This window comes from Kitasatospora sp. NPDC051705 (assembly GCF_044453265.1).
In the GTDB taxonomy this organism is placed as follows: domain Bacteria; phylum Actinomycetota; class Actinomycetes; order Streptomycetales; family Streptomycetaceae; genus Kitasatospora.
On the sequence record NZ_JBITCO010000010.1, the window covers coordinates 141,896 to 153,852 of the forward strand.

Consider the following 11,957-nt stretch of genomic DNA (forward strand, 5'->3'; position numbering starts at 1 on the left):
GGCCGCGTCGGGCGGACGGGCGCGCCACCCGGGCGGCCGCGTCAGGCCGAGCCGTAGTAGGCGGCGATCGGGGCGCGGGCCTCGTCGAACAGCGCCGGGCCGTCCTGCGGGACGGTCGGCCAGGCGCCCGACCCCGGGTTGAGGTCGACGAGCTGGTCGGTGGAGAGGGCGAAGACCACCCGGCCGAGGCCGGAGCGGACGATGGCGCCGGCGCACATGGAGCAGGGTTGGCAGCTGGTGTACATGGTGGTGCGGGCGGCCTCGTCGGGGGCGAGCTCACGGGCCGCCCAGCGGGCCAGCTTCAGCTCGGGGTGGGCCGTGATGTCGTCGTCGCGGCGGACGGTGTTGTGCGCCTCGACGAGGACCGTGCCGTCCGGACCGGCCAGCAGGGAACCGTAGGGGGCGTCGCCCAGGGTCACGGCCTCGGCCGCGATCGCGACGGCGCGGCGCAGCAGGGGTTCGTCGGCGGGGGTGATCACGGTGTCCTCCAGTGGGTGGCCACGGCGGCGAGGTCCCGCCAGGCGGTCTGCGGGCTGCGGGTCTCCTCCGGATCGCCGTGGTACGGGTCGAGCACCACGGTGCCCGCGCCGAGGCTGCGGAGCCCGTCGAGGTCCTCCAGGACCTGGTCGAGTGTGCCGACGCCGGCCGGGCGGTCGGGGTCGCCCACCGGCGCGGCGGTCAGCCGCAGCGCGATCCGGGGCGCGAAGCCAGGCAGCTCGTGCTGCGCCAGGACCTCCCGCATCCGGGCCATCGGGAGGCGCAGCGGGTGCCAGGCGTCGCCGAACCGGGCGGCGCGCCGGAGCGCCGCCGCACTGTGGCCGCCCACCCAGACGGGCACCGCGGATCCGGTCGGCCGGCCGTCCGTGGGCCGGTCGTCGGTGGGCGGGTCGTCGGTCGGCCGGCCGTCCGCGGGCTGGCCGTCGGTGGGCGGGCCGTCCGCGCCCGGGAGTGCCGGGGCACCGGCCGCCGGGGCCGGGTGCCAGGCCTCCCGCAGGACGCCCAGGTACTCGTCGGTCAGCCTGCCGCGCTCGGTGAACGGGACGCCCAGCGCCTCGAACTCCTGGCGCGCCCAGCCGACGCCCACCCCGAGGACGAAGCGACCGCCGCTCAGCCGGTCGAGGCCGGCGGCCATCCGGGCCACCAGCAGCGGGTGCCGGTAGGGCAGCACCAGCACCGTCGTGCCCAGCCGCAGCCGGGTGGTGAGGCCGGCCAGCCAGGACAGCGTGGTGAACGGCTCGTAGAACGGCTCCGGGTAGCGCGCGGCGACGTCCCCGGTGACGGCCACGTGGTCCGACACCATGAGCAGGTCGAGGCCCAGCCCCTCCGCCGTCCGCGCCCACTCCCGCAGCACGCCCGGATCCGTCCCGGGCCCGAAGTTCGGTACGTTGACGCCAAGTTGCATGCCCCGAGGCTATCCCGGCGATCATGGGGCAGGGAACGGAGACTTCCCGGTTGTGGCGGCCCGCTGCCGTGGATCTCCCGGTAGGGTGGCCGGATGGCCGTGAATCTTGACGACGTCGACTGGGCGATCATCGAGCAGCTGCAGCAGGAGGCCAGGATCTCCCTGAGCGAGCTGGGGCGGCGGGTGAGGCTCAGCCCCTCCGCCACCACGGAACGGGTGCGCACCCTGGAGTCGCTGGGCGTCATCAGCGGCTACCGAGCCGTGGTGGACCTGGCCAAGGTCGGCTACCCCGTGCTCGCCGTCGTCCGGCTGAAGTACCCGGGCAACCGCCACCAGCCGCTGCGCCGGCTGCTCGCCGAGCGGCGGGAGATCCTGGAGTGCCTGCGCACCACCGGGGACGACTGCTACACGCTGAAGGTGGCCGCGACCTCCATGGAGCACCTCGAGGTGCTCGTGGACGAGCTGGCCGGCTTCGGCAGCACGACCACCAGCGTCGTGTACAGCCAGACGCTGCCCGGCCGCGGCCCCGGCCGGCCGTGACGGCCCACCGGCGCTCCTGTCCGGCCCGGCCCGACGGAGCGGCCGGGCACCCCGACCCGCCGGCGGGCCCACCCGTCCCGGCACTCGCCCGGGTCAGCGCCGGCCGGTGCCGCGGGCCGGCGGGGATATCCGGACGCGCTGCGTCACGGGCGCGCTCTCGAGGTCGTCGAGCTGGGCGAGGACGGTGGCCCGCAGGTCGTCGTAGTCCTCGAAGCGGTGGTCGTTGAACAGGGTGTAGCCCGTCCACATCAGGTTGGCGCACACCCGGGCCGGCACCCGGCCCGTCCGCGCGCCCATGCCGACCAGGGCCACGGACCGGATGCTGCCCGGCGCCGCCGCGTTCTGCCGGTGGACGGCCTGGAAGGCGGCGGCGCAGGCGAGGGCCACGTTCAGCGTCTCGCTCACGTTCTGCGAGGACCCGGCCATCGTCGGCGCCGAGATCAGGAAGCGCGGGTTGGTCGCGCCGGAGGGGACGCAGACCGCACTGCCCACCGGGAGCGCCCCCGCGGCCTCGTCCCGGATCGCCCGCTGCACGCGCAACTGGATGCCGGCGCCGAGGTGACGCCTGATCACCGCGTCGACCCCGCCGTCCATCCGGCCGCGCGCATTGGTGGGGCTGACCCAGGCGTCGACGTGCTCGTCGAGGATCGAACCCACCCGGACCTCGACCCCGGGGACGTCGCCGAACGCCGCCCTCCAGGCCTCCACCACCGACGCGTTGACGTCGGCCAGCACCACCCTCAGCGGGGACCGCGTGTCGTCCATGCTCATGCTCCACTCCCATCGGCGTACGGCCTCGACTGACCACGACGCTAGCGCCCACCTCTGACAATCCGCGGACCACGGGCTGTCACACCCCGCAGGTAGGAATGGGGGTGTCCGCCAGGGGCCCGCCCGGTGCCTGACGGGCCATCACGAACGAGCCGACGTCCCGGAGTGCCGCCCCATGAGCGAAGCCAACGCCACCACCCCGTCCGACCCGACCGACCCGCTGGCCCTCGCCGAACTCTTCGCGGGCGGCGGCGAGCCCTGGCTGCCGCTGCTGAAGCCGGTCATCGAGGCCCGGCCCGACGCCGCCGCGTTCATCGGCCCGGGGCGCGGCCCGGACGTCGTGCCCGTCCGCGAGCTGACCTTCCAGGCGCTGAAGCCCCACGCGCCGCACAAGTGGAAGGTCGTCGTCTTCGGGCAGAACCCCTACCCGCGGCCGGAGAGCGCCACCGGCATCGCCATGTTCGACAACACCTTCCACGACTGGAAGGACAGCCAGTTCGGCCGGGTCGTCAGCATCCGCTGCATCATCAAGGCGGCGGCGATGTGGAAGTACGGCATACCCAAGAAGACACCGATCGCCGACGTCCGGGCGCTGCTGAAGGAGAAGGAGACGGTCCAGCCGCCGGAGTGGTTCCAGGCGATGCTCACCCAGGGCGTGCTGCTGCTGAACGCCGCCCTGACCGCCAGCAGCGACGGCGCCCTGGGGCCGGAGCGGCACACCGCGTTCTGGCGGCCCGTCGCCGAACGGATCGTCGAGGAGATCCTGCGCGCCAAGCAGGACGCCGACGAGGAGGACCGCGGCGTCGTCTTCGCGTGGTGGGGGGCGCACGCCCGCAGCCTGAAGAACGTGGTGCTCCGGCTCCAGAAGAAGTACCCGGGCGTCGAGGTCCGGCACATCGACCACCCCAACCCCGCGGCGCAGGGCGACGTCTTCTGCGACGGCGCGCACTTCGCGACGGTCAACGAGGCCCTCGCCTCGCTGGGCGCCGAGGAGGTCGACTGGCTCCCGAGCACCGGGTGGAACCGGCACGCCGACGGGCAGGGCCCGGCCGACGGCGACGTCGCCGAGCGGATGGGCGCGTTCATCGCCTCCACCATGGAGCTGCACCAGCTGTACCTGGAGCGGCTCGCGAGCGTCAAGGACGAGGGCCTCGTCCTGCCCGCGATCACCGGCGTGTTCGACACCCCGCTGATGGACTTCCGGGAGGCCGTCGAGCCGGTCGCCCGGTTGCTGCGCGGGCTGGACCGGCACGTCACGCTCTCGCACGAGTTCGGCAAGCGCCGGGCCGACGGCGCACCGGCCGCCGCCGGCGGGCTGTCCGCCGACGCGATCGCCGCGCTCTACCTCTACACCTGCGAGTCGGCGTTCTACCGGGAGATCAACGCCGTCCTGCGCTCCCCCGACCGCTCCCGCCTGGTGCCCTACCTGCCGTACCTGCGGCTGCTGTTCGCGGCGGTGTCCCAGCTGCCCGTCCGCACCGAGCCGCTCTGGCGCGGCGTCCCGCTGGACCTCCGGGCGCAGTACCCGCTGGGGCGGACGGTGACGTGGTGGGGCGTCTCCTCCTGCACCTCCAAGCTGGGCGTGGCGCAGGCCTTCCTCGGCAGCCGCGGCAAGCGGACGCTGTTCGAGGTGCGCCCCGCCCGGGCCACCGGCATCCAGGACTTCTCCGCCTTCACCGGCGAGGAGGAGTTCATCCTGCTCCCGGGCACCCAGTTGGAGGTGACGGACGTCCGGACGGAGCGCGGCGGTCTGTGCACCGTCACGCTCACCGAGCTGGCGGAGCAGACCCTGGTGTCCTGACCGACGGACCCGGGGCGGTCGGGCGGGGCGGCGGGGCGGCGCGCGTCCGGGGCGGCGGGGCGCCGACGGGTACGCTTCCCCCCGGACCGCGAACCGCGACTCCCGACCCGCGGACCCCGGCCCGCACCCCTGCCGCGCACGAGCCGCCCCGGGCGGCGGACCGCCCTCCCGGAGGCGCCCCGTGAGCACCTTCCACCTCGGACTGGACGCGGGCGGCAGCAGGACCGGCGCCGTCCTCCTCGACGCCGACGGCGCCCTGCGGGGGCGCGGCGAGGGCCCCGGCGCGAACCCGGCCGGGCAGCGCCCGGGCGACGTGCTCGCCCACCTCGGCGCGGCCGCCGCCGGCGCCCTGGACGGGCGGGATCCCCGGCTGGTCGGCTCCTGCCTGGTCGGGCTCGCCGGGTACCGGGCCCTGCCGGATCCCGAGCGGTTCGCGGAGCGCTGCCGGGCCGCCCTGCGCCTCGGCTGCCCGGTGCGACTCGTCCCGGACACCGTGCCGGCCCTCGCCTGCGGCGGCGTCACCGACGGGCACGGCACCGTGCTGATCGCCGGCACCGGCACGGTCTGCGCCCGGCTGGCGGGCACCCGCACGATCGCCCGCGCCGGCGGGCTGGGCTGGCTGCTCGGCGACGAGGGCGGCGGCTTCTGGCTCGGCCGCGAGGCGCTCCGGCACGCCCACGCGGACCCGGCCGGCCCGCTGGGTGCCGCCGTGCGCGCCCACTGCGCCGCCGACTCCCCCGACGACCTGCTGCGCTGGGCCTACCAGGGCCCGCCCCGGCGCCTCGCCGCCCTCGCCCCGCTGGTCTCCCGGCTGGCGGAAGAGGGCGACGGACCCGCCCTCGCGATCGCGCACACCGCCGCCGGCCACCTGGCCGCCCTGGCCCGTGTCACCGCCGTGCCGGAGGAGCCCCTGGTCCTCGCCGGCGCGGTCGCCACCTCCGCCGGCCCGGTCCGTGAGCGGCTCCTCGTCCTGCTCGCCGACCTGCACCCCCGGCTCCCCCGCACCGACCCGGCCACCGCCGCCGCCCGACTGTCCGCCCGCCACGCCGCCCACCGCCCGGCCGCGCACGACCCGCTCGACGACGACCCGCTCAGCCGCGACGCGGCGCCCGACGGCCCCTCGCCCGACAGCCGCTCGCCCGGCGACCCCTCGCCCGGCGACCGCTGACAGCGCCTCATCCGCCCCCAGGCCATCACCCCCGAGCCGTCAACTCCACGGCGCCCCAGCGGAAATGGCATGCACGCCACTAGCCAACCGGTCAGTAGCACCCCTACCGTCGACTCCCCGTGACTTCGACGGAGGAGCACGCCTTGCGCCCACGCCCCCACCCCCTCCGGTTCCCGGCCGCCGCCCTCGCGTCGGCCCTTCTCGTCACCGCCGCCCTGACCACCACCCCCACCGCGGCCGCCCCTGCCCCCGCGCCGGCCGCAGCGGCCGACTACTGCGGCGGCCGCTGCACCGACATCCTGCCGCCCGGCGAGAACGGCAACGCCACCCTCGCCGAGATCCTGCTCAACCGGGTGTTCGGCAGCCGCCCCGCCCACACCGACGACCAGCTCGGCCCGTACGCGGGCCTCGCCGCCGGCTACCCCGGGCTCACCGACGCCAAGCTGCGCGACTTCTTCAACGACGCCTCCTTCGGCGTCCCCGCCGACCAGGTGGCGAGCACCGCCAGCCCCCGCGGCGACGTCACCATCGTGCGCGACAAGGCGACCGGCGTCCCGCACATCAGCGGCACCACCCGCTACGGCACCGAGTTCGGGGCCGGCTACGCGGCGGCCCAGGACCGGCTCTGGGTGATGGACCTGTTCCGGCACGTCGGCCGCGGCCAGCTGTCCGGCTTCGCGGGCGGCGCCGCCGCCAACCGCCAGCTGGAGCAGAGCTTCTGGCAGGCCGCCCCGTACACCGAGGCCGAGCTCCAGCAGCAGATCGACGCGCTCGCGTCCCGCGGCGGCCGGGCCGCCCAGGCCCTCGCCGACGCCACCGCCTACCTCGACGGGATCAACCAGTACGTCCGGGAGGCCTACAACGGCCGCATCTTCCCCGGCGAGTACGACCTGACCGGGCACATCGACCCGATCACCAACGCCGGGTCCATCGAACCGTTCAAGCTGACCGACCTGGTGGCCCTCGCCTCCGTGGTGGGCGCGCTGTTCGGCTCCGGCGGCGGCGGCGAACTCGCCTCCGCGCAGGTCAAGTCGGCCGCCGAGGCCCGTTACGGCAAGGACGCCGGGGACGCCGTCTGGAAGTCGCTGCGCGAGGCCGACGACCCCGAGGCCGTCGAGACCCTGCACGACGGCCAGCGCTTCCCCTACGCCACGGTGCCCGACAGCCCGCAGGGCGAGGCGCCGCCCGACCCGGGCTCGGTGGTGCCCGAGCGGATGGTCTACGACGCCACCGGCTCGGCCGGCACCGCCGCCACCGCGGCACCGGGCCTGCTGCCCGGCAACCTGCTCAGCGCCCGGCACGGCATGTCCAACGCCCTGCTGGTCTCCGGCGCCCACACCGACGACGGCCACCCCGTCGCCGTGTTCGGACCGCAGACCGGCTACTTCGCCCCGCAGCTGCTCATGCTGGAGGAGATCCAGGGCCCCGGCATCAGCGCGCGCGGCGCCGCCTTCGCCGGCCTGAGCTTCTACGTCCAGCTCGGCCGCGGCCAGGACTACGCCTGGAGCGCCACCTCCGCCGGGCAGGACATCACCGACACCTACGCCGTGCCGCTCTGCACCACCGACGGCTCGCCCGTCACCACCGCCGCCGAGTCCTACCTCTGGCACGGCCAGTGCGTGCCCCTCGACCGGCTGGAACGCAAGAACGCCTGGAGCCCGACCACCGCGGACTCCACCGCGGCCGGCTCGTACACCCTGGTGATGTACCGCTCCAGGTACGGCCTGGTCACCGCCCGCGGCACGGTCGGCGGCGCGCCCGTCGCCTTCACCTCGCTGCGCTCCACCTACCGGCACGAGGCCGACTCGATCATCGGCTTCCAGGAGCTCAACGACCCCGGCGCCGTGCACGACGCGGCGGGCTTCCAGCGGGCCGCGCAGGACATCAACTACACCTTCAACTGGTTCTACGCCGACTCCCGCGACATCGCCTACTACAACTCCGGAACCAACCCCGTCCGCGCCCCCGGCGTCGACCCGGGCCTGCCGCTGCGCGCCGAACCGGCCTACGAGTGGACCGACTTCGACCCCGTCACCAACACCGCGCGGTACACCCCGCCCGCCGAGCACCCACAGTCCGTCGACCAGGACTACTACATCTCCTGGAACAACAAGCAGGCCGACGGCTTCACCACGGCCGGCTTCGGCAACGGCTCGGTGCACCGCGGCAACCTGCTCGACGACCGGGTCAGGGCGCTGCTGCAGGGCGGCGGCAAGGCGAGCAGGGTCTCCCTCACCCAGGCCATGGAGGGCGCCGCCCTGACCGACCTGCGTGCCGAGGACGTGCTGCCCGACCTGATCCGGGTGCTGCGCAGCGCCCCGGTCACCGACCAGACGGCCGCCACCGCGCTGCAGCAGCTGGAGACGTGGCTGGCCGACGGCGGCCGGCGCAAGGAGACCTCGGCCGGCAGCCACAGCTACGCCGACGCCACCGCGATCCGCGTCATGGACGCCTGGTGGCCGCTGCTCGCCGAGGGGACGATGCGCCCCGGCCTCGGCGACCAGCTGTTCACCGCGCTGACCGGCGCCCTGCAGATCAACGAGTCGCCCTCCGGCGGGCAGAGCGGCCCCGGCGGCGGCTCGACGAGCGCCAACGAGTCGATCCCGCACAAGGGTTCGGCCTTCCAGTACGGCTGGTGGAGCTACCTGGACAAGGACCTGCGGTCCGTCCTCGGCGACCGGGTGGCCGGCCCGCTGGCGCGCCCGTACTGCGGCGGGGGCGACCTCGCGGCCTGTCGGGGCGTCCTGCTCGACACCCTGAAGCGGGCCGCCGCCCAGACCCCGGCCCAGGTCTACCCGGGCGACGCCGACTGCTCGGCCGGTGACCAGTGGTGCGCCGACACCGTCATCCAGCGTCCGCTGGGCGGGGTGACGGACGTCAGGACGACCTGGCAGAACCGGCCGACCTACCAGCAGGTGGTGCAGTTCACCGCCCACCGCTGAGCCACCACACCGCCGAGCCGCCGAGCCCGGACGTCGCCGGTGCCCCGCCCGACCCGGGTGGGGCACCGGCGGCGGCCGTCAGGACGGCTTCGACGCCTCCGCGGCCCCGGATCCCGACCCCGATCCCGACCCCGACTCGGAACCCGCCCCGGACCCCGCCTGCGCGGTCAACCGCCGCCGGTGGCCGTGCAGGTGCTCCAGCGGGTCCCGGAGCCGCCGGCCGGCCTGCAGGTACGCCGTACGGCCGTCGGGAGTGGTCATCCGCATGTGGACGGCGTCGGCCAGCTCCGCCGCCGTGTCCACCAGGTCGATCAGCTCGGCCAGCAGCGCGGCCTGGTCGGCGGGCACGACGGCCTCGCGGCGTGCCCGGGCCCGGGGCAGGGCGTCCTCACGGATCTTCGCCCGGGCCTCCCGAACGGTGGTGCTCATCGCCTCGATGTCGCCGTCCACGCCGGCCCCCTGTCCGTGCTGCGCCTGCCGATTCGCGGTGATCCTTCCCCGGGCGGGGCGGCGGCACTCCCCCGGTCCGGGCGGGCGGCCGGGGTCCGCGCACCGGCCGGGGCCGGGAATCCGGCGGACCCGGCCCGGAGGGAGGACATAGGCTCCTGACATGGCGACAGACGGATCACTCGCAACCGGTCAGCGTTCCCTCGGCGACCCTTCCCTCGACTACCCCCTGTGGCCCCCACTCACCGCCGGCTGTCCGGGCACCGGCACCGCGGACGTCGCCTACCCGGTCGAGGTCGACTACGCGTACGGGAAGGCGGACCCGGCGGCGCTGTTCGCGCCGTCGGAGGTCGCCGGCCTGGAGCGGTGGGCCCCGCTGCTGCCGCCGCTGCTCGCGCCGGGCCTGGGCGAGGGCGGCACGCCGCTGGTCGAGCTCGAACCGGGGGTGTACGTCAAGGACGAGTCCCGCAACCCGACCTGGAGCCACAAGGACCGGCTGAACCGCTGCACCACCAGCGCCGCCGTCGGTGTCGGCGCGGCCGGGATCGCGGTGGCCTCCTCGGGCAACCACGGCGCCTCCGCCGCCGCCTACGCGGCCCGGGCCGGGCTGCGCTGCGTGGTCCTCACCGGCCCGGACCTGCCGCCGAACGTCGACGCGTTCCTGAACGCCTACGGCGCAGTCGTGCTGCCGGTGCCCTGGGAGGCGCGCTGGCCGCTGCTGCGCCAGGTGGTCGACCGCCTCGGTCTGCACCCGGTCAGCAACCTCACCACCACGCACACCGGGCACGCGTACGGCCCCGAGGGCTACAAGACCGTCGCCTACGAGATCTTCCGGGACCTCGGGGTGCCGGGCGCGGTCTTCGTGCCCACCGGCTACGGCGAGCTGCTGTTCGGGGTCTGGAAGGGGTTCGCCGAACTGCACCGGCTCGGGCTGGCCGAGCGGGTGCCCAGGATCTACTCCTGCGAGTCGGCCTCGGGGGCGCCGCTGGCGAGCGCCCTCCGACAGGGCCTGCCGGCCGCGCGCACGGCCGTGGCGCCGGGCCGGGCGTACTCGATCGCCGCGCCGGTCGGCGGCTACCGGGGCGTGCTCGCGGTGCGCGGGAGCGGCGGCCGCGCGCTGGTGCTGGACGACGCCCAGCTGACGGCCGCCCAGGGCGAGCTGGCCCGGGCCGGGCTCTGGACGGAGCTGTCCGCGGCGGCCGGGCTCGCCGGGCTGCGCAGCCTGGGCGGGGCGGCGGGCGGCTCCCGGGGAATCGAGGGAGCCGAGGGAGCCGAGGGCATCGAGGGACCGGTGGTCTGCGTGTCGACGTCCAGCGGCTTCAAGGACCTCGGGGTCGGCTCCCGGAGGACCGAGCCGGTCGCCCCCGAGTGGGAGGCCGTCCACCGCCGGCTGCAGGCCGCCGGGATCCGCGGCTGACGGCCGCCCCCGCACGGGCGGCGGACATCCGGCCCAGGACCAGGACCAGGCGTCCGGCACCGGGACCAGGCACCCGGCACCCGGCACCCGGCACCCGGCACCGCGGAAACCCCTTGGTCCCCGGTGCCGGGTGCCGGTACGGTCGCTGTGTGGCCGTCGTAGCGAACTCTCGCCGATTTACCGGCCCCCCGGCCCCCGTTGGGCGCCGCAGGGGTCGGACGTCGCCACGCCTCCAGGGCTGAGCCGCCGGCCCGGGGCGGCGGTCGTGCCCAGGGGCCGGGGGGTGTGCCGTCACCCCGTCACCGCTCCCGGCCAGGAGGCCGCCATGTCCGTACCCGGCACCGCCGTTCCCGCCCGTCTCTCCCCCGAGCAGCTCGCCCGCGACCTCGCCGTCCGGGACCTCACCGACCCCGCCGCCGGTCCGCACGCCGTGCAGCTCGTCCTCGCCCGTGCCGTCGAGGCGCTGGCCGCGCGCTGGGGCTGCGAGGTCCGCTGGTGGCGCGGTGAGCGCGTCGTCACGGTCGAGGACAACTACGACCACCTCGGCTACCGCGCCGACGACATCACCCGCGACACCCGGTACACCCGCTACGTCGACGACCGGCGGATGCTCCGCAGCCACTCCAGCGCCCTGGTGCCGGCGGCGCTGCGGGCCCTGGCCGCGGATCCGGCCGAGGACGTCCTGCTGGTCTGCCCCGGCCTGGTCTACCGCCGCGACAGCATCGACCGGCTGCACACCGGCACCCCGCACCAGCTGGACCTGTGGCGGCTCACCCGCCGCCCGGCCCGGCTGACCACCGCCGACCTGGACGGGATGGTCACCGCCCTGGTCGGCGGTCTGCTCCCGGGCGCCGAGCACCGCCACGAGGAGCGCGTCCACCCGTACACGCTGGCCGGCCGCCAGGTGGACGTGGCCCGCGGCGCGGAGTGGATCGAGGTCGCGGAGTGCGGCCTGGCCCACCCCGGCGTGCTGGCCCGGGCCGGGCTCGGCGCCGAGTGGAGCGGTCTGGCCCTCGGCATGGGGCTGGACCGGATGCTGATGCTGCTCAAGGGCGTGGACGACATCCGGGTGCTGCGTTCGACCGAGCCGTCGGTGGCCGCCCAGCTGACCGACCTCGCGCCCTACCGGCCGGTGTCCGCGATGCCCGCCGTCCGCCGGGACCTCTCGGTGGCGGTGGACCGCGACGACCTGGCGGAGGACCTCGGGGACCGGGTCCGCGACGCGCTCGGCCCGGACGCGGACTGCGTGGAGACCGTCGAGATCCTCGCCGAGACGCCGTGCTCGCAACTGCCGCCACGGGCCCTGGAGCGGCTCGGCGCGCGCCCCGGGCAGAAGAACGTCCTGCTCAAGCTGGTCCTGCGGCACCTGGACCGGACGCTCACCGACCGTCAGGCCAACCTGCTGCGGGACCGCGTCTACGCCGCCGTCCACCAGGGCACCGCCCACCAGTGGGCGGCCACCGGCTGAC

The 11,957-nt window shown here is 75.7% G+C and carries 10 protein-coding genes; 6 read left to right on the top strand and 4 right to left on the bottom strand.

Going from position 1 to position 11,957, the window contains the following annotated elements:
* Positions 1-41: 41 nt before the first annotated feature.
* Together ACIA8Q_RS15810 and ACIA8Q_RS15815 are read right to left on the bottom strand one after the other, a co-directional pair.
* A complete protein-coding gene (locus ACIA8Q_RS15810) occupies positions 42-479 on the bottom strand; it encodes a nucleoside deaminase (protein ID WP_360208524.1) in 438 nt (145 codons plus the stop codon).
* On the bottom strand, positions 476-1,402 hold the full coding sequence (locus ACIA8Q_RS15815; protein ID WP_396317310.1) for an LLM class flavin-dependent oxidoreductase: 927 nt from the start codon (positions 1,400-1,402) through the stop codon (positions 476-478). Before ACIA8Q_RS15815 ends, ACIA8Q_RS15810 begins: the two co-directional genes overlap by 4 nt.
* A gap of 93 nt (positions 1,403-1,495) precedes the next feature.
* On the opposite strand from ACIA8Q_RS15815, the gene ACIA8Q_RS15820 reads away from it, so the two are divergent.
* Positions 1,496-1,942, top strand: a complete 447-nt coding sequence (locus ACIA8Q_RS15820; RefSeq protein WP_360208518.1) for an Lrp/AsnC family transcriptional regulator — start codon at positions 1,496-1,498, stop codon at positions 1,940-1,942.
* A gap of 93 nt (positions 1,943-2,035) precedes the next feature.
* On the opposite strand, the gene ACIA8Q_RS15825 is transcribed toward ACIA8Q_RS15820, so the two are convergent.
* Complete coding sequence (locus ACIA8Q_RS15825; protein ID WP_396317311.1) at positions 2,036-2,707, bottom strand: macro domain-containing protein; 672 nt, start codon at positions 2,705-2,707, stop codon at positions 2,036-2,038.
* A 181-nt stretch (positions 2,708-2,888) separates the two neighbouring features.
* On the opposite strand from ACIA8Q_RS15825, the gene ACIA8Q_RS15830 reads away from it, so the two are divergent.
* From ACIA8Q_RS15830 to ACIA8Q_RS15840, 3 genes are all read left to right on the top strand, one after another.
* Complete coding sequence (locus tag ACIA8Q_RS15830) at positions 2,889-4,514, top strand: ADP-ribosyltransferase domain-containing protein (protein WP_396317312.1); 1,626 nt, start codon at positions 2,889-2,891, stop codon at positions 4,512-4,514.
* Positions 4,515-4,695: 181 nt separating this feature from the next.
* Positions 4,696-5,682, top strand: coding sequence for an N-acetylglucosamine kinase (locus ACIA8Q_RS15835; protein ID WP_396317313.1), 987 nt, complete (start codon positions 4,696-4,698; stop codon positions 5,680-5,682).
* A gap of 143 nt (positions 5,683-5,825) precedes the next feature.
* The gene (locus tag ACIA8Q_RS15840) at positions 5,826-8,624 is read left to right on the top strand and encodes a penicillin acylase family protein (RefSeq protein ID WP_387899710.1); all 2,799 of its coding nucleotides are present in this window, start codon (positions 5,826-5,828) and stop codon (positions 8,622-8,624) included.
* Between the two features lie 78 nt (positions 8,625-8,702).
* Here the strand turns inward: ACIA8Q_RS15840 and ACIA8Q_RS15845 are convergent, their stop codons facing one another.
* Positions 8,703-9,074, bottom strand: a complete 372-nt coding sequence (locus ACIA8Q_RS15845; protein WP_396317314.1) for a hypothetical protein — start codon at positions 9,072-9,074, stop codon at positions 8,703-8,705.
* A gap of 160 nt (positions 9,075-9,234) precedes the next feature.
* On the opposite strand from ACIA8Q_RS15845, the gene ACIA8Q_RS15850 reads away from it, so the two are divergent.
* The gene (locus tag ACIA8Q_RS15850; RefSeq protein ID WP_396317315.1) at positions 9,235-10,488 is read left to right on the top strand and encodes a pyridoxal-phosphate dependent enzyme; all 1,254 of its coding nucleotides are present in this window, start codon (positions 9,235-9,237) and stop codon (positions 10,486-10,488) included.
* A gap of 325 nt (positions 10,489-10,813) precedes the next feature.
* On the top strand, positions 10,814-11,956 hold the full coding sequence (locus ACIA8Q_RS15855) for a hypothetical protein (RefSeq protein WP_396317316.1): 1,143 nt from the start codon (positions 10,814-10,816) through the stop codon (positions 11,954-11,956).
* The last annotated feature ends 1 nt before the right edge of the window (position 11,957 follow it).